The following is a 23,440-nucleotide window of genomic DNA, read 5'->3' on the forward strand; positions in this document are numbered from 1 at the left end:
CCGAAAAAACCGGATATCCGGTCACTTTCGCCGGCAGAGAATTCTGCCGGCCTCCCTACACCGCCGCGCGACCTCCTCGTCACGCGGCAGCGATTTCACCCGTTCCGCATGGAACGGAGGCGATCCACCAGCACGGCCGCCACGATGATGCAGCCCACCAATGTCTGTTGCCAATATGGGTCGACCCGGGCCAGCACCAGGCCATTGCGGATCACCTCGATCAGCACGCAGCCGATGATGGCCCCGGCCGCGCCCCCGACGCCGCCGGCCAGGTTGGCGCCCCCGATCACGGCGGCGGCGATGATGGTGAGCTCATAGGCGGTCGCCAGGTTTGCCGGCGCCGAGCCGAGCCAGCCCGAAATGATGATGCCGTTGAAGCCAGCGGCCAGCCCGCACAGCATATAGACCTGGATCTTGACGCGATCGACATTGACGCCGGTCAGCCTTCCCGCGCTTTCATTGCTGCCAATGGCGAAGACGTGCCGCCCCCAGGCGGTATGGGTGAGCGCCAGCCACATGGCGATGGCGCAGATGATGAGATAGACGAAGGCGATCGGCACCACATTGAACAGCTTGCCTGCGGTGACCAGCAGGAACAGGTCCTTGTCGGGCCCCGATGGAAACGTGCCGCGGCCATAGGTGGCCACATAGGTCAGCCCCCGCACGATCGAAAGCGTGCCCAGCGTCGTCACGAAGGCGCTCAGCTTCAGCTTGGCGATGGCAATGCCGTTCATCAGCCCGATCAGGGCGGCAACGCCCAGCCCGCCCAACAGAGCCAGGATCAGCGCGCCACCGGGAAAGAGGGCAAAGGACGCTCCCGCCAGCGCCCCCATGATCAGCGAGGTGACCGTGGCCGATAGCGCCATGGTGGAGCCGACCGAAAGATCGATGCCGCCGGTAATGATGACCAGCGTGATACCCAGCGTGGCGATGGCGATGAAGGAGAAATTGCGCGTGATATTGGAAATATTGCCCGCCGTCAGGAAGTTGGGCGACAGCATGCTCATCACCACGATGATGACGATCAGGGCTGCAAGCACATAGGCCGACTGGCTGGCCAGGAACCCTTTCTGCCAGAAGCGCGTGCGGCGCACATTGGAAAAGCCTTGTGTGTCGATATTGGCCATCATGCAATTTCCTTGGCACCGGTAATGAGCGCGGTCACTTCTTCCGGTGACGTGTGGGCGATCGGCTTGTCGGCGACCTTGGTGCCGCGCCGCATCACGATCACCCGCTCACAAACTGCGAACACATCGGGCATGCGGTGGGAAATCAGGATCACCGCGATCCCCGCGTCCTTGAGCCGATGGATCAGGTTGAGCACTTCGGCCACCTGGCGTACCGAGATGGCGGCAGTGGGTTCATCCATCAGGATGACCTTGGCATCGGCCAGTCTGGTGCGGGCAATGGCTACCGCCTGCCGCTGGCCGCCCGACATCTGGCGCACATAATCGTCGGCGCGGGTTTCCGATTTGAGCTCGGCAAACAGCTCGGCCGCCCGCTGGTTCATCGCATTGTGGCGCAGGAAGCGGAACGGGCCGACATTGTATTTGAGTTCCCGCCCCAGGAAGATGTTCTGCGCTGCAGTCAGATTGTCGGCCAGCGCCAGATCCTGATAGACCGTTTCAATCCCCAGCTTGCGGGCCTCGCCGGGGCTGCCGATATGGGCGCTCGCGCCGTCAAAGGCCAGCGAGCCCGAGGTCGGCTGGTAGATGCCGGAGATGATCTTGACCAGGGTCGATTTGCCGGCGCCATTGTCCCCCATCAGCCCGACAACCTCGCCCGGTTCGATCGAGAAACTGACATCGGACAAGGCCCGGATCGCACCGAACTCCTTGGTCACCTTGTTGATTTCCAATAACGCCACAACACTCCCCCTGTTGGCACGTAATATACCTATGCATCTGCGGCAGCGAACGGCACCCGGCCGTCACTCCGCACAATATTCCGATGCATGGAGGCTCCTCCCAGATCCTCCCCATCAGCATAACCACATTTCCCAATAGTACTACAATATGAATTTGCCGCTGCCCGCCCGAGGGCACACCAGCCCGCTCCAAATGCAGGCAAAACCAAGCCGGCCGGCAGCAAAATCAGTAGGGTTGCCGCCCTGGCCGGTGCCCAATGTGGCTCACACGCCCAGGAAGTCCCGCGTCGCCTGCAGGATTTCTTCGGACAGCGCCTCATTGTCGGCAACGCGCGCCAGGATCAGTCCCCCGATCATCGCCGCCCAGCTGCCGATGGCCTTGGTGCTCTCTTCCTTGCCGCCGCCGGCAAAGGCATCGACCTGCTTCTGGATCATTTCGCTCAGCACATGGCGCGTCTCGGCCGGCCCGCGCGATATTTCGGTGCCCAGCGTCGCATAGACGCAGCCATGGCCCGGATTGTCGCGATGCTGCTTGGTCAGATATTGGCTGGCAAAGGCCATTATGTCGCCGGCCGGCACAAAGCCGTCGCCATTGGCCAGGGCGTCGGCCAGCGCTTCGTTGAGCAATTCCTGCTTGCTGGCGAAATGGCGCGGAAACCCGCCATGGGTCAGCCCCGCGGCATCCATCACCTGCGCCACGCTCACCCCATCCACGCCCCGCTCGCGGAACAAATGCGCGGCGGCATCCACGATGGCCTTCCGGCTTTGCGCCTTCTGCTGCTGGCTGGTCCCCATGGTTCAAACTCCCGCAAAAAATAGATGATGGCCGTCATCTTGACAATCAGGATGATGGTCATCATCTATGTGGCATCGATCAACCCAGTTTACAACAGGTACTCACATGTCCACCGCACTCATCACCGGAGCTTCGGCCGGCATCGGCGCCACCTATGCCCGCCGCCTCGCCGCCCGCGGCTATGACTTGACCATCGTGGCGCGCACCACGGCCAAGCTCGAACAGCTGGCAGCCGAACTCACCAGCGCCCATGGCGTCAAAGTCGAGATTCTGACGGCAGACCTTACCGACGCCACCCAATTGGCCAGAATTGCTGATCGCCTCCGCTCCGGCGCCCCGATCGACCTGCTCGTCAACAACGCCGGCGATAGCCTGCCGGGCACTTTCACCACCACCCAGCCGGCCGATCTCGATTGGCTGATCCAGCTCAATATCACCGCGCCGACCCTGCTCGCCTCGGCCGCTGTTGCCGGCATGATCGAGCGCGGCCATGGCAGCATCGTCAATGTCGGTTCCGCCACCGCCCTGCTGCCTGAATATTTCCCCGGCATCTATCCCGCCACCAAGGCCTATATCCTGACCTTCTCGCAGGGGCTGGCCGCTGAAGTCGGCCCCAAGGGTATTTACGTGCAGGCCGTCGTGCCCGCCGCCACCCGCACCGCGATCTGGAACCGCTCGGGCGTCGATGTCGATAACCTGCCCAATGTCATGGAAGTCGATGATCTAGTCGATGCGGCCCTGGTCGGTTTCGACCGCAAGGAAGCCGTCACCGTCCCGCCGCTGGGCGATCTGTCGCTTTGGCAGGCCTATGAGGCCGCCCGCCTCAGCATGGGCCCCAATATCAGCGGCACCCCGGCCGAACGTTACCGCAAAGTCGCCTGAGCCCTGGCTGGCGTCACCCCGGCGCCAGCTATACCCGCTCCTGGCGGGGCTCGAACAGGCGATCGCGCGAGCCGGTCAGGTGGGTCTTCATCATCTGGCGGGCGCCCTCGGCATCGCCCAGCCGGATCGCCTCAAAGATCGCCCTATGCTCGATGAACACATGGTTCAGCCCATCACTGGTGCTGCGCAGCGACATGCCGTGAAACCGCATGCCGACCGCGATATGCTCTTCCAGCGCCTGCATGGCGGTGGCGAAATAGGGATTGGCCGAAGCCTTGGCGATGCCCAGATGAAACATGAAATCGGCATCGGCGCGGTGCGCCTGCCTATTGGTGGCGTCACGCAATAGATCGAGCGCCGATTTGATGTCCTGCAGCGAGCGATCGGTGCGGCGATGGGCGGCCATGGCGGCGGCTTCCGGCTCCATGGTCAGGCGGAAATCATAGCAATGCTGCAGGTCGGACAGGTTCTCCATCTGCCCGAAGCCCAGCGGTTCGCGCAGGCCATGGTCGCGCACGAAGCTGCCCGCGCCGCGCCGCGAATAGATCAGGCCCTGGTCGCGCAGCCGTTGCAGCGCGTCGCGCACCACGGGGCGGGACACCTGGAATTCGGCGGCCAGCGTATGTTCGGTGGGCAAGCGTTCATCCACGCCATAGGCGCCCGATTTGATGGCCCGCAGGATCCGGTCAAAGACCGCGTCAGAAAGGCTGCGTCTTACGTTGAGACCATCCGACATCACTGTTTGTGTCACTCCCATTCGTGCCCGCCATGGGACGCGAGGAGGCGGACAAGCGTGTCCTTGTCCCCAAAACCCCCCGATTTGGTGATTATCGTGAAACCGCCGGCCCGGGCAATAGGCAGCCCCGGCAGGGCCTCGCCGATCAGGCTAATCAGCCCGATACCCAGCGCCGCAAGGATCGCCTGCGCTGTGGCACCCCCCGACAGCACCAAAGCCGTCCCCGCTGCCGGCTCAAGCCCTTGCAGCACCCGCGCCAGATTGGCCGCAACCACCGGGGACGCCGCCGGCTCCGCACCCTCAACTGCCTGCACCAGCGTCAGCCGGCCGCTAACCAGCTCCGTGGCAATTCCGTTCGGCGCCGCGACATAGGCCAGCCCCGGATAGCGCTCGCGCAGGGCGTCGGCCTGTTCCACGGTGATCGGATCGGTCGAGCCGATCACGCAGATAACCGGCCCATCAGACGCCATCTGCGGCGCGGGCATGACCCGCTCCGACCAGTGCTCGGCCAGCGCTTCCGCCAGCCCCCGCGCCCCGACCAGCAGGTCATGCTCTTGCGCTCGCAGCGCCGCCGCAATCTGCTGCTGGCTTGCCGCATCGGGAATGCTGGCCTTAGCCGCATGCTTCCCCAGCCGCGCCGCCACATCAACCGGTTCATCCAGCCCGAACCCGCCCAATCGCCCCTCGCGAACCCAGCGCCCGAAGGCCGGAATAGCCGGGACGACGAGACTGCGATCATGCGGAATGGCGTCCAGCTCGGCAGTAATATTGCCCTTGAGCCGGGAGTCGATCTTCTTGAAAACCGGCACACCCGGCAGGCGCGACACCACATCGGCAACAGCAGCCCGCGCCGCCTCCGGCGCAATCTCCCGGCTATCGGTCGACACCCCGACAATCTCGGCGCCGCCGGCCAGCGCCTCGGGCAGGCCCTCTGCACCCAGCGCAATCACCGTCGACAATCCCCGCATGGCGAAAGGCGCGCTGGCGTCGAGCGCGCCCGTCAGATCGTCGGCAATGATGATGAGACGCGTCATGCCTGCGCCGTGGCCAGCAAGCGGCGCTGCGCCTGCACGTCCGGGTCCGGATCGAGCGCCGCCGCCAGCAGGCGCTGGGTATAGGGATGGCTCGGGGCGCTGAAAATCTGCTCGGTAGGTCCCCGCTCGACGATTTCGCCCGCCTTCATGACGATGACAGTATCGGCAAAATCCCGCACCACGCCCAGGTCATGGGCGATGAACAGGAACGAAATGCCCAGCCGCTCGCGCAAATCGTCGAGCAGCGCGATCACCTGCGCCTGGATGGATACGTCGAGCGCCGACACGGCTTCGTCGCAGATGATCAGTTCGGGTTCGAGCGCCAATGCTCGGGCAATGGCGATGCGCTGGCGCTGCCCGCCCGAGAATTGGTGCGGATAGCGGCTGGCATGTTCGGCGCTGAGCCCCACCTGTTCGAGCAGTTCGCGCACCCGCATTTGCCGCTGGTTGCGGTCCGGCATCAGCCGGTGAATGTCCCAGCCTTCTGAAATCAGCTGATACACCGACATGCGCGGATTGAGCGATTGGGTCGGGTCCTGGAACACCATCTGGATCTGCCGGCGCACCCCCAGCAGGGCCGAGGGGCTCATGGCCAGCAGGTCCTGTCCCTTCCAGAATGCGGCCCCGCTATCGGCGGTCTCGAGCCGCAGGATGGCGCGGGCCAGCGTCGATTTGCCGGAACCGCTCTCCCCCACCACGGCCAGGCTCTGCCCGCGCGCCAGGGTCAGCGACACGTCCTTGAGCGCGGTGAAGCGGCCATAGGTCTTGCACAGGGCCTTGGCTTCGAGCAGCAACGGCAGATCGGGCTCCAGCGTCTTGATCTGCCCCTTGCCCGGCGCCGACCCGATCAGCTTTTGCGTATAGGCATGCTGGGGGGCGTGATACACATCGCGCACCGAGCCCTGCTCGACGATTTGCCCCTGGCTCATCACCACCACGCGGTCGGCGATCTCGGCAACGACGCCCAGATCGTGGGTGATCAGCACCAGGCCCATGCCGGTCTCGGCCTGCAATTGCTTGAGCAAGGCCAGCACATCGGCCTGGATGGTTACGTCGAGCGCCGTGGTCGGCTCGTCCGCAATCAGGATATCGGGCTTGAGCGCCAGCGCCATGGCGATCATCAGGCGCTGCCGCTGCCCGCCGGAGAATTGGTGCGGATATTTGCCCACCGCATTATGCGGTTCGGGAATGCCCACGCGGTTCAACAGGTCGAGCGTGCGGGCGCGCGCCTCGCTCATCGGGCGGCCATGCGCCGTCATCATCTCGGCGATCTGCCAGCCCACCGGATAGACCGGGTTGAGATGGCTCAGCGGGTCCTGGAAGATCATGGCGATGCGCTTGCCATTGATGGCGCGGCGCTGCTCATTGCTCATGGCGAGCAGGTTCTGGCCTTCGAAATAGATTTCCCCGGCAATGATCTGGGCCGGCGGAATATCGAGAATATTCATCACCGCTGAAGCCGAGACCGATTTACCCGAGCCGCTTTCGCCCAGCACGGCCAGCGTCTCGCCGCGATTGATGCTCCAGGACACATCGCGCACGGCATGCACCGTGCCGCGCGCGGTGTGGAAATCGACCGATAGATTGCGCACTTCAAGCAGGGCGTTACTCATCTTTGGTGCTCCGGGCTTCCAGCCGCCAGCGCTGGGACGGGTCGAGCGCTACGCGCATCCAGTTGGACAGCAGGTTCAGCGACAGCGTGGTGATGACGATCAACAGCCCTGGCCAGAAGGCCAGCCACCAGGCAGTCGTCAGATAGGGGCGGCCCTGGGCAACCATCAGGCCCCAGGTAATGTCGGGCGGCTGGATGCCGATACCGAGGAACGATAGCGAGGATTCGGCCAGCATGACGAAGGCGAAATCCAGCGTGGCAATCGTCACCAGCGTTGGCGCCACCACCGGCAGGATATGGCGCAGGATGATGCGGCCATTGGAGGCCCCCATCACCACCGCCGCCTGCACGAACATGCGCTGGCGCACTTCGAGCACTTCGGCGCGCGTGGTGCGCAGATAGATCGGGATGCGGGTAATCGCCAGCACCAGGATCATATTGGGGATGGAGGGACCCAGCACATAGAGCACGATCACCGCGATCAGCAGCGAGGGAAACGACATGATGACGTCGGCCAGTCGCATGATCGCCTGCGACACATGCTTGCCCAGATATCCGGCCAACAGGCCCAGCACCGCGCCCACCGCCATGGCGGCGAGCACCGTGCCGGCGGCGACCAGCATGGTGCTGCGGGCAGCAACGATCAGCCGGGCCAGCATGGGCCGTCCCAGCGAATCCCCACCCAGCACAAAGGCCCAGCCTCGCGCCAGGTCAAAGGGCGGGCTATTGCGGCCGCGCAGGTTCTGGCTGGTGGCCAGATCGCTCAGCAACGCCGGTCCCAGCAATGCGAACAGCACGATGACGATAAGCACGATGGCTGACACAAAGGCCAGCTTGTCGCGCCACAACATGGCCAGCAGCGGCGCGGCGCGCCTCTTGGCGGGAGCAGGCGGGATGGCGGTGGACAGATCGGACATGGCCTTGCTCCTCAATGCCGGATGCGCGGATCGAGCAGGCCATAGGCAATGTCGATCAGGATGTTCATGAGGAAAATGGCGATGGCGGTGACCATGATGGCGGCCAGCACGACATTGAAATCGCGCTGCAGGATGGAATCGATCATCAGTTTGCCGATGCCGGGAAAGCCGAAAATCGTCTCCACGATCACCGCCCCATTGAGCATGGCGGCGGCCTGGTCGCCGATCACGGTGATCACCGGCAGCATGGCATTGCGCAGCGTATGCACGAAAATGATCGGCAGGTTGCGCACGCCCTTGGCCCGGGCCGTCTTGACGTAGGGCGCCGATAGGGCGCCCAGCATCGAGCCGCGCACCACCTGCACGATCAGCCCGAACGGGCGGATGAACAGCACCGCAATGGGCAATATCCAGTGCCAGGGCGTGCCCACCCCGGAGGTGGGCAGCCAGCTCAGATTGATCGCGAAGATGACGATGGCGACGATGGCGATCCAGAAATCGGGCGCCGAGGCGGCGACCAGCGAAACGATGGACACCAGCCGGTCGAAAAACCCGCCGACATTGAAAGCGGCCAGTGCGCCCAGCACGATGGAGGCAATCACCACCAGCGTCATGGTGATCAGTGCCAGCGGCAGCGTCCAGGCATAGGCTTCCAGCACCACCTCGATGGCGGGGCGGGCCTTGCGCAGCGATTGCCCGAAATCCAGATGCAGGAAATCCCACACATAACGGCCGAATTGTTCAAGCAGCGGCAGGTCGAGCCCGTTCAGCGCGCGAAACTGCGCCTTCATTTCCTCACTGGCGTCAATCGGCAGGAACAGGGCGGCCGGATCACCGGTGAGGCGCGACAGGAAAAAGACCAGCACCAGCAGGCCCAGGAGCGACAACAGGCTGGCAATGGCCCGCTGCGAGATCAATTTGGTCATGGCCGCTAATCCGGTTTGACAAGTGACACGATGCCGGGACCAGCCCGGCATCGCCTGATTATGAACCTGAGGCAGGCTTACTTGAAGCCGATCTCGGACAGCTGCAGCTGCTGATTGGTCGCGATGGTCGGGGTGAAGTCCAGACGCTCGCTGACGCGGCTGAGCCCAACCATGTGGAACAGCAGGACGTCGGCGACGATCTCGTCATGGACATAGGCGAACAGTTCCGACCACAGGGCCGCGCGTTCGTCCCCGGTTGCGGCCGATGCGCGGGCGATCAGGTCGTCCACCTTGGGGTCGTTGACGCCCGACTGGGTGCCCTCGCTGTTATATTTGAAGAACATCGAGAACGCCGGGTCGCCACGGCTATTGTCGTGCTGCGCCAGCACCAGGCGGGTGCCTTCGCTTTCGGGATAAGGCTTGGAATAATACTGCTCGTGTTCGGCAACTTCCACCATGCGCAGCGTGGCGTTGAAGCCAACTTCGTTGAGCATCTGCACCAGGGCCTCGGCGACCTCGGTCACATTGGGGAAGTTCTCGGTACGGGCCACGATTTCGATCGGCAGGCTGGTATCGATGCCATCGGCCTGGGCTTCAGCAAGCAGCGTCTTGGCCAATTCAGGATCAAAGGCCGGGGGTGACAGGTCGGGGTTCCAGCCCAAAGTGGTCGGCGGCACCATGGCCACGGCCAGTTCGGTCCCCTCGGGCAATACGGTGCCGATAAAGGCTTCGCGCTCGATGGCGGCATTCAGTGCCTGGCGAACCCGAAGATCGCTCGTCGGAGCATCCTGGCCATCGATCCGCAGATAGACGGTCTCCGAATTCAGATAGCTGAAATCGGTGGCCTTGTTATCGGCCACTTCGGCCGTGATCTGGGGCGCGATATCGGCTTCGCCCGCGGCAACCATGCCGGCACGAACGGCAGGCTCGGAGCGGAACAGGTAAGTGGCCTTGGTCACCGCCGGGGCGTCGCCCCAGTAATCGTCGCGGCGATCCAGCACGATCTGCTGGCCGGCGGTCCACTCGCTCATCGCATAGGGGCCGGTCCCGATCGGGTCGCGCACGAATTCCATCGGCGTTTCCGACGGCACGATGGTGACCAGGCTCATCAGCAGCGGCAGGATCGGCTGGGCCGGCTCGGCCTTGACGTCGAGCGTGGTGTCGTCGACCACGGTAAAGCTCAGCTCCGTATCGGCGAAATAGCGCGCGCTTTCGCAGGTCATCTGATCTGAGAAGACGCGGTCGAACGAATGCTTGACGTCATTGGCGTCAAACGTGGTGCCGTCCGAGAAGGTCACGCCCGGGCGCAGCTTGAACTGCCAGGTGCCATCGCCCTTGTCTTCCCAGCTTTCGGCCAGGCGGGGCATCAGGCCCTTGTCGCCGCGCACGTCCAGCTCGGTCAGCGTCTCGCTGATATTCTGCAGGATGACGCGGCCGATATTGGAGCGCGTCGCCATGCAGGGATCGACCAGGTCGAGTTCCTCGCTGAGCACCACGGTAATGTCGGTATTGGATTGGGCCATGGCCGGGGCAATGGCGCCCGAAGCCAGCAAGCCGGCGACCAGAATCTGTTTGAAAATCAATTCTACCTCCCTGTGCAGCTGAGCCGGACATGAGCGCCGCTGCGGAGCGCCCACCGTTTCCTCAGGGCGCCAGCATAGCCGTCCACCCGTGGGCCGGCACTATCTAGCGCTGACCAATAGTTGTCAAACAAAAATCAGGAAATACGAAACTGCATGCCCGCGCTGAAATCTAAATAATTGAAATACAAAGATTATATGATTTTCTGCCGCGCAAGGCCGGGTTGTTAAGCTGGAATAATAACTTGACAACATTGCGAAGGACAGCAAGTTTGCGGCAACCAGGAGGCGGGGAGAGACATGACTCCAGACGAGATCGCGGTGCGCATGACAGGGCAGATCGGGCCGGCCAGCCAAGGCCTGCAGGCGGCCTATCTGCCTTCGCCCATGGTGCAGAATCACGCCGCCTTCATCGAGCGCCTCGACGATGGCACCCTGGTCTGCCTGTGGTTCGGCGGCACGCTCGAGGGCAAGGCCGACATTTCCATTTTCGGCTGCACCCTGGCCCCCGGCAGCGATCGCTGGTCGGCGCCGATGCGGCTGAGCGATGATCCCGAGCGCAGCGAACAAAATCCGGTGCTGACGCGGGACGGGCAGGGCCATTGGCAGCTGTTCCACACCGCCCAGCCCTCCGGCAACCAGGACGAATGCCTGTTGCGGGCGCGCCAGATTACCCTGACCGATGGCGTACTCAGTGGCGGCGTGCCGCGCATCCTCGATCTGCCCCTGGGCACCTTCGTGCGCGGCCGTTTCGTGCGGCGCAATGATGGCGCCTGGATGATGCCGGTCTTCCGCTGCATTTCGCGCCCGGGCCAGCGCTGGAACGGCAGCCACGACACCGCTGGGGTCGCGGTAAGCCATGACGACGGCGCCACCTGGACGCTGAGCGAAGTGCCCGGCTCGATCGGTTCGGTGCATATGACCATCGTGCCGCTCGATGGCGAGCACATGGCCGCCTTCTATCGCCGCCGCCAGTCCGATTTCGTGCATCGCTCGGAAAGCCGCGACGGCGGAGTGACCTGGTCGGCGCCGGAGCCGACCGATGTGCCCAACAACAATTCCTCCATCAACGTCATTCGCCTCGGCGATGGGCGCCTCGCCATGCTGTGCAATCCGGTTTCGGCCGCGACCTCCAGCGACCGCCGCACCTCGCTCTATGACGAGATCGAGGAGGGCGATGACCGCCCCGACGCCAGCGGCGGCTGCGCCCCCATCTGGGGCGTGCCCCGCGCGCCGATGACCCTGTGCGTTTCCACCGATGGCGGCCGCACCTTCCCGCTGCGCCGCATCGTCGATGACAGTGCTGGCACCTGCCTCTCCAACAATTCGGTGGACGGGCGCAACAAGGAACTATCCTACCCCTATCTGCTGGAAGACGGCGATGGCGCGATCCATCTCGCCTATACCTATTTCCGGCGGGCCATCAAATATGTCCGCCTCCCCAAGGGCTGGATCGACGGAGACGCAGCATGAGCGAGCTGATTGGCATTACCATGGGTGACCCCGCCGGGGTCGGTCCCGAAATCGCGATCCGCGCCCTGGCGGAGATGTCGCCTGCCGACCGCGCCCGCACCCGCATCTATGGCAATCGCGCCACGCTGGACCTTGCCGTCGCCGCCACCGGCGCCACGATCGACCTCGATGGCCTGGTCGAGGACCTGCCGATCGAGGGCGGCCCGCTGCCCTGGGGGAAGCTCGATCCCCGCGCCGGCGACGCGGCCTTCCGCTTCATCGAAAAGGCCGTGCGCGACGCCCAGGCCGGCACGATCGGCTGTATCGTCACTGCGCCCATCAACAAGGAGGCGTTGAACCTGGCCGGCCATCACTACGATGGCCATACCGGCATGCTGGCGGCGCTGACCGGGCAGAAATCGGCCTTCATGCTGCTGGCCTCCGAGCGCCTCAAGGTCATCCACGTCTCCACCCACGTCTCCCTCAAGACCGCCATCGATCGCGCCACCCCCGAGCGCATCCTTGCCACCATCCGCGCCGGCAATGATCATCTCAAGCGCATTGGCTGCGCCAGGCCGCGCATCGCGGTGGCCGGCATCAATCCCCATTGCGGGGAAAGCGGCCTGTTCGGCACCGAGGATGATGTGCAAGTCGTGCCGGCTGTCGCCATGGCGCAGGCCGAAGGCATCGACGTCAAGGGCCCCATCTCCGCCGACACCGTCTATCACCGCGCCTATAACGGCGCCTTCGATCTGGTGATCGCGCAATATCACGATCAGGGGCACATCCCGATCAAGCTCGTGGCCTTCGATACCGCCGTCAATGTCTCGCTGGGCCTGCCCATCGACCGCACCTCGGTCGATCACGGCACCGCCTTCGACATTGCCGGCACCGGCAAGGCCAACCACACCAATATGAACGAAGCCATCGCCTATGCGCGCCGCCTGGCCGGGGGAAACAAGTGACCAATCCGACGAGCAATCTCCCCATTAGCGGCGTCTTCTGCGCCTCGGCCACCCCGATCCTGGAAGATGGCACGCCCGATCACACAGCCTTCGCCGCCCATTGCCATGCCCTGTTGCAGGATGGTTGCGACGGCGTCGCCTTGCTCGGCACCACGGGCGAGGCCAATTCCTTCAGCATCGCCCAGCGTCAGGCTCTGCTCGATCGGGTCATCGCCGCCGGTATCGATCCCCAGCGCCTGCTGCCCGGCACCTCCCAGACCAATGTCGCCGATACCGTCACCCTGATGCGCCATGCCGTCGAGGCCGGGGTGAAGGCCACGGTCGTGCTGCCCCCCTTCTATTACAAGGGCGTCAGCGACGAGGGCCTGTTCCGCTTCTATGCCGAGGCCATCGAAGGCGTCGGCCGCGACGATCTGCGCGTCGTGCTCTATCACATCCCGCCCATCGCCCAGGTCGGGCTGTCGCTGGAATTGGTCGGCCGCCTGCTCGAAGCCTTTCCCGGCATTGTGGTCGGCATCAAGGACAGCTCCGGCAAGCTCGACAGCATGCAGGCCTTCGCCTCCAGCTTCGCCAATTTCTCGGTGCTCGCGGGCGCCGATCCCTTCATGCTGCCGCTGCTGCGCTCGGGTGGCGCGGGCTGCATCACCTCCAGCTCCAATCTCATCGGCAAGCATCTGCGCGTGGTGTTCGACCATTGCCACGACCCGGCCGAGACCGCCCGCGTCGACAAGGCGCAGGAGCGCATCAACGCCTGGCGCGATCTCTCCAACGCTTATGTGCAATTGCCCACCATCAAGGCCATGCTGGCCCGCCGCCGCAATCACCCCGGCTGGACGCGTGTGCGTCCCCCGCTGGTCGAACTCGCCCCGGCCGAACTCGACAAGGTCTGGAGCCAGATGGCCGAACTCGAGGCGCAGGACAATGTCTGAACTTACCCTGTCCATGGCCCGGCCGATCACCCTGCTGCAGCCCGCCCGGCTCGAAATCGGCGCCGGCGCCGTCGCGCACCTCGCCGATTGGGCCGCCCCCTATCGCCGCGTCTTCATCGTGGCCATGGCGCCCACGGTCGGCTTTGTCGGGCGCATCGGCCTTTCCGGCACGCTCGAGACCTTTATCGACCTGCCGCCCGAACCCGACCTGCCGGCCGTTGAAGCCGCGCTGGCCGCGGCCCGCGCCTTCCGGCCCGATCTGGTCATCGGGCTGGGCGGTGGCTCGGTCATGGATGTGGCCAAGCTCGTTGCCGTGCTCTGGGACAGCGACAGGTCGGTGCCTGACGTCGTCGGCGTCGGCAAGATCGATGGCCGCCGCACCGCGCTGGCCCAGGTGCCCACCACCTCCGGCACGGGTTCGGAAGCCGGCATCCGCGCGCTGGTCACGCATCCCCAGACCCTGGCCAAGCTCGCGGTCGAAAGCCCGTTCATGCTGGCCGATATCGCCATTCTCGATCCCGAGCTGACCTATTCCGTGCCGCCCGCCGTCACCGCCGCCACCGGCGTCGATGCACTGGCCCATTGCGTCGAGGCTTTCACCAATATCAAGGCCCATCCGCTGATCGATGGCTATGCCACCCTTGGCATCGCGCTGGTCGGCCGTTATCTCGCCCGCGCCGTGGCCGATGGCGCCGATACCGAAGCCCGCGCCGGCATGATGCTCGCTTCCTATTATGGCGGCGTCTGCCTGGGGCCGGTCAATACCGCGTCCGGCCACGCCCTGGCCTATCCGCTGGGCACCCGCCTCAAGCTGCCCCATGGCCTGGCCAATGCCATCATCTTCCCACACGTGCTGGCCTTCAATGCCCCAGCCCGTCCCGACAAGACCGCCGAAATCTGCCGGCTGCTCGGTCTACCACCGGCTGACGGCACCCAGGCAATCCTCGCCGCCGCGATGGATTTCTGCCGCCAGCTGGGCATCGAAATGCAGCTGTCCCGCCATGGCGCGGCACCGGAGGCGCTGCCCGAATGGGCAGCGGAGGCCCATGCCATCCGCCGGTTGATGGACAACAATCCCCGTGCCATGGCCGTGGACGACGTCCTGCACATATACCGTGCCGCCATGAGCTGACGCCCGGCGGCGTTCAGCGTTCGCGCTGCCGCATGTCCCGCACCAGCACCAGAACGAGTTCGAGGATCACCCCGCCCGAAGCGCTGAGCCATTTGCCGATCAGCTCGATGCCGCGCACATCGCGGACCGGCACCAGCGATTGCAGCACTTCAAAGCCGATGGCCGCCGCCACTGCCACGGCGATGCCAAACCAGACCTGGCCGGGAAACGCCGCGGCGCAGACGAATCCCAACAGGAAATAGGAGGCCAGCACGAAAAACGGCGACGGGCCGGCCCATGGGTCCAGTGCGTCCCAGGCCAGCGTCACGATCAGGATCGCCGCCACGATCCTGAGGGAATAAACGGTGCCCGAATATTCGCTCATCTGGCCTCCCCAGCCGCGCTTACCCGCGGTTCAGCTTGAGCTTACCGGCCTCATAGGCCCTCCGGCAATCGGTCGCGTCATGCATGAGGCGAATCGATCGTGCCGTCCTCGGTCGCGCAGGCGGAACCGCGCCACCAGGCCGGCGTTGATCAGCTACTTGGCTGCGCCGCAAAGGATTGGAATGATGCGCTTTGTCCGCGATAACGGGCTCTCACTGGCCCTGCTCGCCGTATTCCTGCTCAGCGCTTTGGGCATGCTGATCGCTGGCTGGTTCGACCACAATGCGCAGTTGGCCCGCCATGACGTGCCCGATATCGGGCTCTTTGCCTATTTCATCAGCCCGGCCTTTCTTTCCCCGCTATTTGAAAACTGGGAGAGCGAATTCCTGCAGATGTCGGCCTATGTGCTGATGACGGTCATGCTGTTCCAGCGCGGCTCCTCCGAATCCAAGGATCCCGACAAGTCCAATCCCGAAGACGCGGACCCGGCCAGCAAACGCAGTGACCCCGAGGCACCCTGGCCCGTGCGCGCCGGCGGGGTCTGGAGCGCGCTTTACTCCCAGTCGCTCGGCCTGGCGCTGCTGGCCCTGTTCATCCTCTCCTTCCTGCTGCACTGGCTGCAAAGCACCGCTGCCGCCAATCAAGAGGCCTTGCTGCATGGCGAGGCCGCCCAAACCGCCTGGCAATATCTGGCCGATCCCCAATTATGGTTCGAATCCTTCCAGAACTGGCAGTCCGAATTCCTGTCCACTGCCGTACTGGTGCTGCTCTCGGTCTGGCTGCGCCAACGCGGCTCCCCCGAATCCAAACCCGTCGCCGCGCCGCACACCAAGACCGGGCATTAATGCGGTTGACTTGGTGGCCCCAAAGGAGTCGCGCTTATGACTGACGTCGTCGTCAACCTTGCCAAGCTGTCCCTCAAACCCGACACCATTGGCGCTCGCTTTGCTAACGAGTTCGCAGAAATTGGGACACTCCTCGGTCTCAAGGCCCTCGGCGCGAACTATCTCGTCGTTCCGCCCGGCAAGACCTCCATGCCTTTCCATCGCCACCACACCTCCGATGAGATGTTCTTCATTCTCTCAGGGGAGGGCATATACCGCTTCGGCGATGAACGCCTTCCCATATGGGAAGGCGATTGCCTGGGGGCTCCGGCTGCCGGGGCGGCCCATCAGCTCATCAATACTGGCAGCGAGCCCCTGCGCTATCTGGCGCTGTCAAACAATACCAATGCCGAAGTGATCGAATATCCAGACAGCGGCCGCGTCCGAGTTGATGTCGGTCTGTCGGGGTTCCACCGTTATGATGGCACCTTCAAGGAAGGCGGCAGGCTGACGCCGCTCGGCTATTGGGAGGGAGAGGACATCGACGACGCGGACAATTCCTGAGGCGCCCTAGTTCTGCCCCGCCAATTGCCGGTTCAGCCCCAGCGCGATCAGCGTGCAGATCGCCCCCGACAGCAGATAGGCCCCCGAGGAAATCAGTCCGAACTGGCTCGATAGCGCTAGCGCCACCAGCGGGGCAAAGCCGGCACCGAACAGCCAGGCCAGGTCCGAGGTCAGTGCCGAGCTGGTATAGCGGTAGAGCTTGGTGAAATTGGACGCGACGACGCCCGAGGATTGCCCGAAGGAGAGACCCAAGAGGATAAAGCCCACCACCATATAGATGATCTCGCCCATGTCCCCCGCGCCCAGCAGCAGCGGCGCGAAGACGCTATAGATGGCAATGCCGACCGCCGAAGCGCCCAGCAGCCAGCGCCGCCCCACCCGGTCGGCCAGGGCGCCAGACAGCACCACCGCGCCCAGTCCCACCACGGCTGAAGCGGCCTCAATGACCAGGAACCGCGCCGGCAATTCGTCGGTATAGAGAAACACCCAGGACAGCGGAAACACCGTGACCATGTGGAACAGGGCAAAGCTGGCCAATGGCGCAAAGGCGCCGATCACGATATTGCGGCCCTCGCTGCGCACCGTGTCGCGGATGCGCGTCGGCTCCAGTTCGCCGCTTTCGAACAGGCCCGTATATTCGGGCGTCACCACGATGCGCAGCCGCGCGAACAAAGCCACCACATTGATGGCGAAGGCCACGAAGAACGGATAGCGCCAGCCCCAGGCCAAGAAGTCCTCGGCCGAAATCGAGCTGACGAGGAAGGCAAACAGCGCCGAGGCGACGATCAACCCGATCGGGGCGCCCAATTGCGGCACCATGGCATACCAGCCGCGCCGATTGGGCGGCGCATTGAGCGCCAGCAGCGAAGCCAGCCCATCCCAGGTGCCGGCCAGCGCAATACCCTGCCCGAAACGGAACAGCATCAGGATGGCCACCGAAAAGGCCCCCACCTGGCTGTCGCTGGGCAGGAAGGCTACGGCCACCGTGGAGATGCCGAGCAGGAACAGCGCGATGGTGAGCTTGACCCCGCGCCCGTAATTGCGGTCCACCGCCGAAAAGATCACCGTGCCGATCGGGCGGGCGACAAAGGCCAAAGCGAACACCGCAAAGGACAGGATCGTGCCGGTCAGCGGGTCCACATAGGGAAACACCACTGCGGGAAACACCAGCACCGAAGCGATGGCATAGACGAAGAAATCGAAGAATTCGGAGGTGCGACCGATGATCACACCGACCGCGATTTCCCCAGCATGAACCGGTCGGCGATGGGCATTGGTGACGCGGGCATCGTGCTCGGCGCTCGTTTCCGGGATGGTTGAGGACGAAGCGGCCATCTGGTTCACTGCCTTGATTTGATTGGCGTTTTGTCGAACTTGCGGCCGTTTCGAGCAGGGCTCTTTGCGGCGCTATGCAATACGGTTAAGCTCTCCCTTGCCCTATTCTACTCCGGAACGGGAGTGGACAAAATGCCCGATGGCGTTTCCGCTGGGAGAGGCATAGGGCGACGAAGATTGCGAAACCTCATCGAGGAACGCCCAAGTGTCTCGTCTGATCAAACTCGCCCTCCTGTTTCCCCTCGCCGCCATGCTCGCGGGCTGCAATGCGGTGGTCCTCGCCCCCGCCGGCGATATCGCCGCCCAGCAGCGCGACCTGATCCTGATCGCCACCTTCCTGATGCTGCTGATCATCATTCCGGTGCTGGCGCTGGTGGTGATCTTTGCCCGCAAATACCGCCAGGGCAATGAGCATGCCGATTACCAGCCCGATTGGGACCACTCGACCCATCTCGAACTGGTGATCTGGGCCGCTCCGCTCGCCATCATCATCTGCCTGGGGGCCGTCACCTGGGTGGGCACCCATTTGCTTGACCCCTACCGCCAATTGGGCCGCATCGCCCCCGGCCAGCCGGTTACCGCCGACATGACCCCGCTCGAGGTGGAAGTCGTGGCGCTCGATTGGAAATGGCTGTTCATCTACCCCCAATACAATATCGCCAGCGTCAACGAACTGGTCGCCCCCGTCGATCGCCCGATCAGCTTCACGCTGACCTCCTCCACGGTGATGAATTCCTTCTATATCCCCGCTCTGGCCGGCCAGATCTACGCCATGCCCGGCATGCAGACGCGCCTCCATGCCGTGGTCAACCAGCCCGGCAGCTACAAGGGCTTTTCCGCCAATTATAGCGGCCACGGCTTTTCCGGCATGCATTTCGAATTCCGCGGCACCGACACTGCCGGGTTCGACCAATGGGTCACCGATGTGCGCGGCGCCGATGCCCAGCTCGATCGCAAGCTCTATCTCGAACTCGAAAAACCCACCGAACGCGTCCCCGTCACCCACTTCGCCGGCGTCGAGAACGGGCTCTATACCGCCATCGTCAATATGTGCGTCGAGCTCGACAAGATGTGCATGAGCGAGATGATGTCGATCGACGATCGCGGCGGCCTGGGTCTCGCCGGTGTCGACAATATCGCCCCCGCGCTCTATGGCGGCGGCACGCGCAATCGCTCCGCGCTGGGCCCGCAAAAAACCTATGTCGCCGCGCTATGCTCGGTCGATGAAGCCATCGCCATGACGGCCAAGCTGCCCGCGCTCTCCGCACCCAAGCCGGCCATGGTCACCGGCGTCGGCCTTTCTCCCCCCTCCTTGCTGCAATCGCCGGCCGCAGCGGCCGCCATGTCCTGGCTGGCCGGCCAGACCGCATCTCTTGCAACCACCAGTGCGGCGAGCACACTATGAACAATCAATTTTGGACCTTCATTTTCGGCCGCCTGACCTGGGAAGCCCTGCCGCTGCACGAACCCATCCTGGTCGTTACCTTCATCGTGGTGGCTTTGGGCGGCCTGGCCCTGGTCGCCGCGCTGACCTATTTCAAGCTCTGGAAGTATCTGTGGACCGAATGGTTCACCAGCGTCGATCACAAGAAGATCGGTATCATGTATATGGTGCTGGGCCTGGTCATGCTGCTGCGCGGCTTTTCCGACGCCATCATGATGCGCCTGCAACAGGCCATGGCCTTTGGCGGCTCCGAAGGGTATCTGAACGCCCACCATTACGATCAGGTCTTCACCGCCCATGGCGTGATCATGATCTTCTTCGTGGCCATGCCGCTGATCACCGGGTTCATGAATTATGTCGTGCCGCTCCAGATCGGGGCGCGCGATGTCAGCTTCCCCTTCCTCAACAATTTCTCCTTCTGGATGACCGCCGGCGGCGCCGTGCTGATCATGATGAGCCTGTTCGTCGGGGAATTCGCCCAGACCGGCTGGCTCGCCTATCCCCCGCTTTCGGGCATCGAATATAGCCCGGCCTCGGGGGTGGATTATTACATCTGGGGCTTGCAGGTGGCCGGCGTCGGCACGACCCTGTCCGGCGTCAATCTCATCGCCACCATCGTCAAGATGCGCGCCCCCGGCATGGGCATGATGAAAATGCCCGTCTTCACCTGGACCTCGCTCTGCACCAATGTGCTGATCGTTGCCTCCTTCCCGGTGCTGACGGCGGTGCTGACCCTATTGGCGCTCGACCGCTACGTCGGCACCAATTTCTTCACCAATGACTTCGGCGGCAATCCGATGATGTATGTGAACCTCATCTGGATCTGGGGTCACCCCGAGGTTTACATCCTCATCCTGCCCTGTTTCGGCATTTTCTCGGAAGTCGCCTCGACCTTCTCGGGCAAGCGCCTGTTTGGCTATACCTCCATGGTCTATGCCACGGTGGTCATCACCATCCTGTCTTACCTCGTCTGGCTGCACCACTTCTTCACCATGGGGTCGGGGGCGAGCGTCAATTCCTTCTTCGGCATTACCACCATGATCATCTCCATCCCCACGGGGGCGAAGATCTTCAACTGGCTCTTCACCATGTATAAGGGCCGCATCAGGTTCGAATTGCCCATGATGTGGCTCATCGCCTTCATGATCACCTTCACCATTGGCGGCATGACCGGCGTGCTGCTGGCCGTCCCCCCCGCCGATTTCGTGCTGCACAATTCCCTGTTCCTCGTCGCCCACTTCCACAATGTGATCATTGGCGGCGTGCTGTTCGGCATTTTTGCCGGCATCAATTACTGGTGGCCCAAGGCCTTTGGCTACAAGCTCAACCAGTTCTGGGGCAAGCTCAGCTTCTGGTTCTGGATCGTGGGCTTCTGGCTCGCCTTCGCCCCGCTCTATGTGCTGGGCCTGATGGGCGTCACAAGACGCCTCCGCACGTTCGACGATCCATCGCTGCAGATCTGGTTCATCATTGCCGGCATCGGCGCCGCCGTCATCGCCTTGGGCATTGCCGCCATGATCATCCAGTTCGCCGTCTCCATCCTGGGCAAAAACAAGGATTGGGATACGACGGGCGATCCCTGGGATGCGCGCACGCTCGAATGGGCGACCTCCTCGCCGCCCCCTTCCTACAATTTCGCCTTCACCCCGGTGATCCACGATAATGACGCCTGGGCCGATATGAAAAAGCGCAATGCACAGCGCCCCGTGGAAGGCTTCCGCGCCATCCACATGCCGCGCAATACCTGGGCCGGCATCGTGCTGGCGGGCCTCAGCGTGGCGCTGGGCTTCGCGCTGATCTGGTATATGTGGTGGCTGGCCGTGCTGAGCTTTGTCGCCATTCTGGCGGTCGCGATCTTCCACACCTTCAATTATGACCGCGATTTCTACATCCCGGCCGAGGATGTCGTTGCCACCGAAACCGCCCGCACACAATTGCTGGGGGCAGGGAAGTAACATGAGCACCAAGCCTCAAACCGCCGAGGGCGAAGCCATCGCCTTCTACGATCTCGATCCGCATGAACACCCCGCCCATGCCTCCACCACGCTGGGCTTCTGGCTCTATCTGATGAGCGATTGTCTGATCTTTGCCACCCTGTTCGCCATCTATGGCGTGCTGGGCGGCAATTTCGCGGCTGGTCCGTCCCCGGCCGATCTGTTCAACCTGCCATTGGTTGCGGTCAGCACCACCGCGCTCCTCCTCTCCTCCATCACCTATGGCTTTGCCATGCTGGAAATGGAGCAGGACAAGCAGGGCACCACCCAGCTCTGGCTGGCCATTACCGGCCTTTTGGGTGCGGTGTTCCTCGGGCTCACCCTCTACGAATTCTACCACATGATCCATGAAGGCGCCGTGCCACAGCGCAGCGCCTTCCTCTCTTCCTTCTTCGTTTTGGTGGGCACCCATGCGCTGCACGTCACCTTCGGCATCATCTGGTTGTTGACGCTGATGATCCAGATCGGCCAGCGGGGGCTCGTCCCGGCCAATCAGGTCCGGGTGCAGTGCCTCTCCATGTTCTGGCACTTCCTCGACGTCATCTGGATCGGCGTCTTCACTGTCGTCTATCTCATGGGGATGCTGCGATGAGCACAAATGATCACGTCACCCCGGCCCAGGCCGCTCACGCCCACCCCAATCCGGGCGTGACGGGCGACGGCCACAGCCATGGCACGCGCAAAAGCTACCTCACCGGCTTTGTCCTCTCGGTCATTCTCACCGCCATTCCGTTCTGGCTGGTCATGGGCAATGTCATCGAGGATTCCATGATCACCACCCTGGTCATCATGGCCTTCGGGGTGGCGCAGATCCTGGTGCACATGATCTATTTCCTGCACATGAACACCCGCTCGGAAGGCGGCTGGACCATGATGGCGGCGATCTTCACCATCATCGTCGTGGTCATCGCGCTCTCGGGCTCCCTCTGGGTCATGTACCACCTCAACACCAATATGATGCCCGGCCACACCATGGACCCGGCCACTTTGATGTAGGCCAAAGTGGGATTTTGGCCCCATGGCGTCCCCACCCACAATGTCATTCCCGCGCAAGCGGGAACCTCCGTTTCGGGATTTCCGCCAGGCAAACAGAGGTTCCCGCTTGCGCGGGAATGACCCGGTGATTTCATGACAACTCCGAGCCAAGTGCGCTCACCCTGGGCGCTCATGATCATCGGCACTATCGCCTTGCTGGGCGCAATCGGCTTTGCCGCCCTTGGCGTCTGGCAGCTGGAGCGGCTGGCCTGGAAAACCGCCCTGATCGCCGCCGTCGATACCCGAGTCCACGCCGCCCCCATCGACGCCGGTAGCCCCGCCTTCTGGACCAGCTTTGATCCCGGCACCGGCGAATACCGCCACGCCAGCGTCACCGGCCATTTCGACAATATAAGAGAAACCCTGGTCCAGGCCGTCACCGCCCATGGCGGCGGCTTCTGGGTGCTGACGCCATTGGTGAGCGATGCCGGAACAATATTGGTCAATCGCGGCTTCGTCCCCCCCGACCACCGCGATCCCGCCACGCGGAAAGCGCCCGAAGGGCAGGTGACGGTCACCGGCCTGCTGCGCGTCAGCGAACCGGATGGCGCATTCCTGCGCGGCAACGATCCCGCCAATGACCGCTGGTATTCCCGCGACGTAGCGGCGATTGCCGCAGCGAAAAACCTCGGCCCCACCGCCCCGTTCTTCCTCGACGCAGAGCGAGGAACGGACCCGGCGGCCTATCCCATCGGCGGCCTCACCGTACTCACCTTCTCCAACAACCACCTGATCTACGCCCTGACCTGGTTTGCCCTCAGCGCCATGCTGATTGCGGCATTTGGCTATCTGCTGTGGGATCGGAATGCGCGGCGAGACCGGAGTACCCCCACCTAACCTCCCCCTATAGGGGGAGGGATTTCTCCATTCTTGGAGCTCGATCAAGCCCCAACCACAAGGCGGTCCCGCCCCCTGTCAGGGGGAGGCTAGGAGGGGGTAACGAGAGCCCCGATCCACCGATGCCCTCCCGTGGAAGTGGCAACATGCTGCCAAATACGCGATGTCACCCTCCCCTTGATGGGGAGGGAAGGGAGGGTGGAGGGATGCCCCAAT

23 protein-coding genes are annotated in these 23,440 nt (G+C 63.6%); 12 read left to right on the top strand and 11 right to left on the bottom strand.

What is annotated here, in order from left to right; translation table 11 throughout:
- Nucleotides 1-95 precede the first annotated feature (95 nt).
- The 3 genes from FF80_RS15810 to FF80_RS15820 form a co-directional block, all read right to left on the bottom strand.
- Nucleotides 96-1,130 carry an ABC transporter permease gene (locus FF80_RS15810; protein ID WP_035102276.1) on the bottom strand — a complete coding sequence of 345 codons (1,035 nt, stop codon included), beginning with the start codon at nucleotides 1,128-1,130 and terminating at the stop codon, nucleotides 96-98.
- Nucleotides 1,127-1,867, bottom strand: a complete 741-nt coding sequence (locus FF80_RS15815) for an ATP-binding cassette domain-containing protein (RefSeq protein ID WP_035102277.1) — start codon at nucleotides 1,865-1,867, stop codon at nucleotides 1,127-1,129. Before FF80_RS15815 ends, FF80_RS15810 begins: the two co-directional genes overlap by 4 nt.
- 264 nt (nucleotides 1,868-2,131) lie before the next feature.
- Nucleotides 2,132-2,662 carry a TetR/AcrR family transcriptional regulator gene (locus FF80_RS15820; protein WP_035102279.1) on the bottom strand — a complete coding sequence of 177 codons (531 nt, stop codon included), beginning with the start codon at nucleotides 2,660-2,662 and terminating at the stop codon, nucleotides 2,132-2,134.
- A 106-nt stretch (nucleotides 2,663-2,768) separates the two neighbouring features.
- Here FF80_RS15820 and FF80_RS15825 point away from each other — a divergent pair, with 106 nt between their 5' ends.
- Nucleotides 2,769-3,545, top strand: a complete 777-nt coding sequence (locus FF80_RS15825) for an SDR family oxidoreductase (RefSeq protein WP_035102281.1) — start codon at nucleotides 2,769-2,771, stop codon at nucleotides 3,543-3,545.
- 28 nt (nucleotides 3,546-3,573) lie between these two features.
- Here FF80_RS15825 and FF80_RS15830 read toward each other — a convergent pair whose 3' ends face one another.
- From FF80_RS15830 to FF80_RS15855, 6 genes are all read right to left on the bottom strand, one after another.
- Nucleotides 3,574-4,281, bottom strand: coding sequence for a FadR/GntR family transcriptional regulator (locus FF80_RS15830; RefSeq protein ID WP_152558403.1), 708 nt, complete (start codon nucleotides 4,279-4,281; stop codon nucleotides 3,574-3,576).
- Between the two features lie 11 nt (nucleotides 4,282-4,292).
- The gene (locus tag FF80_RS15835) at nucleotides 4,293-5,315 is read right to left on the bottom strand and encodes a four-carbon acid sugar kinase family protein (RefSeq protein WP_035102285.1); all 1,023 of its coding nucleotides are present in this window, start codon (nucleotides 5,313-5,315) and stop codon (nucleotides 4,293-4,295) included.
- The gene (locus FF80_RS15840; protein WP_035102287.1) at nucleotides 5,312-6,928 is read right to left on the bottom strand and encodes an ABC transporter ATP-binding protein; all 1,617 of its coding nucleotides are present in this window, start codon (nucleotides 6,926-6,928) and stop codon (nucleotides 5,312-5,314) included. Before FF80_RS15840 ends, FF80_RS15835 begins: the two co-directional genes overlap by 4 nt.
- Nucleotides 6,921-7,844 carry an ABC transporter permease gene (locus FF80_RS15845; protein ID WP_035102289.1) on the bottom strand — a complete coding sequence of 308 codons (924 nt, stop codon included), beginning with the start codon at nucleotides 7,842-7,844 and terminating at the stop codon, nucleotides 6,921-6,923. The genes FF80_RS15840 and FF80_RS15845 overlap by 8 nt, the downstream gene beginning before the upstream one ends.
- An 11-nt stretch (nucleotides 7,845-7,855) precedes the next feature.
- Entirely contained in the window at nucleotides 7,856-8,770 is a 915-nt protein-coding gene (locus FF80_RS15850; protein ID WP_035102291.1) for an ABC transporter permease, read from the bottom strand.
- A 77-nt stretch (nucleotides 8,771-8,847) separates the two neighbouring features.
- Complete coding sequence (locus FF80_RS15855) at nucleotides 8,848-10,293, bottom strand: ABC transporter substrate-binding protein (RefSeq protein WP_052153659.1); 1,446 nt, start codon at nucleotides 10,291-10,293, stop codon at nucleotides 8,848-8,850.
- A gap of 357 nt (nucleotides 10,294-10,650) precedes the next feature.
- Here FF80_RS15855 and FF80_RS15860 point away from each other — a divergent pair, with 357 nt between their 5' ends.
- The 4 genes from FF80_RS15860 to FF80_RS15875 are packed head-to-tail and all read left to right on the top strand — an operon-like array spanning nucleotide 10,651 to nucleotide 14,828.
- Nucleotides 10,651-11,823 carry an exo-alpha-sialidase gene (locus FF80_RS15860; RefSeq protein WP_035102292.1) on the top strand — a complete coding sequence of 391 codons (1,173 nt, stop codon included), beginning with the start codon at nucleotides 10,651-10,653 and terminating at the stop codon, nucleotides 11,821-11,823.
- A complete protein-coding gene (gene pdxA / locus FF80_RS15865) occupies nucleotides 11,820-12,767 on the top strand; it encodes a 4-hydroxythreonine-4-phosphate dehydrogenase PdxA (RefSeq protein WP_035102293.1) in 948 nt (315 codons plus the stop codon). The genes FF80_RS15860 and pdxA overlap by 4 nt, the downstream gene beginning before the upstream one ends.
- Nucleotides 12,764-13,696, top strand: a complete 933-nt coding sequence (locus FF80_RS15870) for a dihydrodipicolinate synthase family protein (RefSeq protein WP_035102294.1) — start codon at nucleotides 12,764-12,766, stop codon at nucleotides 13,694-13,696. The genes pdxA and FF80_RS15870 overlap by 4 nt, the downstream gene beginning before the upstream one ends.
- Entirely contained in the window at nucleotides 13,689-14,828 is a 1,140-nt protein-coding gene (locus FF80_RS15875) for an iron-containing alcohol dehydrogenase (RefSeq protein WP_035102295.1), read from the top strand. The genes FF80_RS15870 and FF80_RS15875 overlap by 8 nt, the downstream gene beginning before the upstream one ends.
- Nucleotides 14,829-14,841: 13 nt before the next feature.
- Here the strand turns inward: FF80_RS15875 and FF80_RS15880 are convergent, their stop codons facing one another.
- Entirely contained in the window at nucleotides 14,842-15,192 is a 351-nt protein-coding gene (locus tag FF80_RS15880; protein ID WP_035102296.1) for a hypothetical protein, read from the bottom strand.
- A 184-nt stretch (nucleotides 15,193-15,376) separates the two neighbouring features.
- Here FF80_RS15880 and FF80_RS15885 point away from each other — a divergent pair, with 184 nt between their 5' ends.
- Together FF80_RS15885 and FF80_RS15890 are read left to right on the top strand one after the other, a co-directional pair.
- Nucleotides 15,377-16,036, top strand: coding sequence for a DUF6766 family protein (locus tag FF80_RS15885; RefSeq protein ID WP_035102402.1), 660 nt, complete (start codon nucleotides 15,377-15,379; stop codon nucleotides 16,034-16,036).
- A 36-nt stretch (nucleotides 16,037-16,072) separates the two neighbouring features.
- Nucleotides 16,073-16,579, top strand: coding sequence for a cupin domain-containing protein (locus tag FF80_RS15890; protein WP_035102297.1), 507 nt, complete (start codon nucleotides 16,073-16,075; stop codon nucleotides 16,577-16,579).
- 6 nt (nucleotides 16,580-16,585) lie between these two features.
- Here the strand turns inward: FF80_RS15890 and FF80_RS15895 are convergent, their stop codons facing one another.
- On the bottom strand, nucleotides 16,586-17,914 hold the full coding sequence (locus FF80_RS15895; RefSeq protein ID WP_035102298.1) for an MFS transporter: 1,329 nt from the start codon (nucleotides 17,912-17,914) through the stop codon (nucleotides 16,586-16,588).
- Between the two features lie 205 nt (nucleotides 17,915-18,119).
- Between FF80_RS15895 and cyoA the strand changes: the two genes are divergently transcribed.
- The 5 genes from cyoA to FF80_RS15920 all read left to right on the top strand — a co-directional run bounded on the left by cyoA (nucleotide 18,120) and on the right by FF80_RS15920 (nucleotide 23,224).
- A complete protein-coding gene (gene cyoA / locus FF80_RS15900) occupies nucleotides 18,120-19,319 on the top strand; it encodes a ubiquinol oxidase subunit II (protein ID WP_035102299.1) in 1,200 nt (399 codons plus the stop codon).
- Complete coding sequence (cyoB, locus tag FF80_RS15905; RefSeq protein ID WP_035102301.1) at nucleotides 19,316-21,313, top strand: cytochrome o ubiquinol oxidase subunit I; 1,998 nt, start codon at nucleotides 19,316-19,318, stop codon at nucleotides 21,311-21,313. Before cyoA ends, cyoB begins: the two co-directional genes overlap by 4 nt.
- A gap of 1 nt (nucleotide 21,314) precedes the next feature.
- On the top strand, nucleotides 21,315-21,944 hold the full coding sequence (gene cyoC, locus FF80_RS15910; RefSeq protein ID WP_035102304.1) for a cytochrome o ubiquinol oxidase subunit III: 630 nt from the start codon (nucleotides 21,315-21,317) through the stop codon (nucleotides 21,942-21,944).
- The gene (cyoD, locus tag FF80_RS15915; protein ID WP_035102305.1) at nucleotides 21,941-22,348 is read left to right on the top strand and encodes a cytochrome o ubiquinol oxidase subunit IV; all 408 of its coding nucleotides are present in this window, start codon (nucleotides 21,941-21,943) and stop codon (nucleotides 22,346-22,348) included. Before cyoC ends, cyoD begins: the two co-directional genes overlap by 4 nt.
- Nucleotides 22,349-22,480: 132 nt before the next feature.
- Complete coding sequence (locus FF80_RS15920) at nucleotides 22,481-23,224, top strand: SURF1 family protein (RefSeq protein WP_035102307.1); 744 nt, start codon at nucleotides 22,481-22,483, stop codon at nucleotides 23,222-23,224.
- Nucleotides 23,225-23,440 lie beyond the last annotated feature (216 nt).

Origin of the sequence: Devosia sp. LC5 (assembly GCF_000735585.1) — a bacterium.
In the GTDB taxonomy this organism is placed as follows: Bacteria; Pseudomonadota; Alphaproteobacteria; order Rhizobiales; family Devosiaceae; genus Devosia.

Excerpts from the sequence above, each read along its gene's own strand:
- FF80_RS15810 (WP_035102276.1), bottom strand. The coding sequence starts at position 1,130 with ATGATGGCCAATATCGACACACAAGGCTTTTCCAATGTGCGCCGCACG.
- FF80_RS15820 (WP_035102279.1), bottom strand. The coding sequence starts at position 2,662 with ATGGGGACCAGCCAGCAGCAGAAGGCGCAAAGCCGGAAGGCCATCGTG.
- FF80_RS15825 (WP_035102281.1), top strand. The coding sequence starts at position 2,769 with ATGTCCACCGCACTCATCACCGGAGCTTCGGCCGGCATCGGCGCCACC.
- FF80_RS15830 (WP_152558403.1), bottom strand. The coding sequence starts at position 4,281 with ATGTCGGATGGTCTCAACGTAAGACGCAGCCTTTCTGACGCGGTCTTT.
- FF80_RS15835 (WP_035102285.1), bottom strand. The coding sequence starts at position 5,315 with ATGACGCGTCTCATCATCATTGCCGACGATCTGACGGGCGCGCTCGAC.
- FF80_RS15840 (WP_035102287.1), bottom strand. The coding sequence starts at position 6,928 with ATGAGTAACGCCCTGCTTGAAGTGCGCAATCTATCGGTCGATTTCCAC.
- FF80_RS15845 (WP_035102289.1), bottom strand. The coding sequence starts at position 7,844 with ATGTCCGATCTGTCCACCGCCATCCCGCCTGCTCCCGCCAAGAGGCGC.
- FF80_RS15850 (WP_035102291.1), bottom strand. The coding sequence starts at position 8,770 with ATGACCAAATTGATCTCGCAGCGGGCCATTGCCAGCCTGTTGTCGCTC.
- FF80_RS15855 (WP_052153659.1), bottom strand. The coding sequence starts at position 10,293 with ATGGCCCAATCCAATACCGACATTACCGTGGTGCTCAGCGAGGAACTC.
- FF80_RS15860 (WP_035102292.1), top strand. The coding sequence starts at position 10,651 with ATGACTCCAGACGAGATCGCGGTGCGCATGACAGGGCAGATCGGGCCG.
- pdxA (WP_035102293.1), top strand. The coding sequence starts at position 11,820 with ATGAGCGAGCTGATTGGCATTACCATGGGTGACCCCGCCGGGGTCGGT.
- FF80_RS15875 (WP_035102295.1), top strand. The coding sequence starts at position 13,689 with ATGTCTGAACTTACCCTGTCCATGGCCCGGCCGATCACCCTGCTGCAG.
- FF80_RS15880 (WP_035102296.1), bottom strand. The coding sequence starts at position 15,192 with ATGAGCGAATATTCGGGCACCGTTTATTCCCTCAGGATCGTGGCGGCG.
- FF80_RS15885 (WP_035102402.1), top strand. The coding sequence starts at position 15,377 with ATGCGCTTTGTCCGCGATAACGGGCTCTCACTGGCCCTGCTCGCCGTA.
- FF80_RS15890 (WP_035102297.1), top strand. The coding sequence starts at position 16,073 with ATGACTGACGTCGTCGTCAACCTTGCCAAGCTGTCCCTCAAACCCGAC.
- FF80_RS15895 (WP_035102298.1), bottom strand. The coding sequence starts at position 17,914 with ATGGCCGCTTCGTCCTCAACCATCCCGGAAACGAGCGCCGAGCACGAT.
- cyoB (WP_035102301.1), top strand. The coding sequence starts at position 19,316 with ATGAACAATCAATTTTGGACCTTCATTTTCGGCCGCCTGACCTGGGAA.
- cyoC (WP_035102304.1), top strand. The coding sequence starts at position 21,315 with ATGAGCACCAAGCCTCAAACCGCCGAGGGCGAAGCCATCGCCTTCTAC.
- cyoD (WP_035102305.1), top strand. The coding sequence starts at position 21,941 with ATGAGCACAAATGATCACGTCACCCCGGCCCAGGCCGCTCACGCCCAC.
- FF80_RS15920 (WP_035102307.1), top strand. The coding sequence starts at position 22,481 with ATGACAACTCCGAGCCAAGTGCGCTCACCCTGGGCGCTCATGATCATC.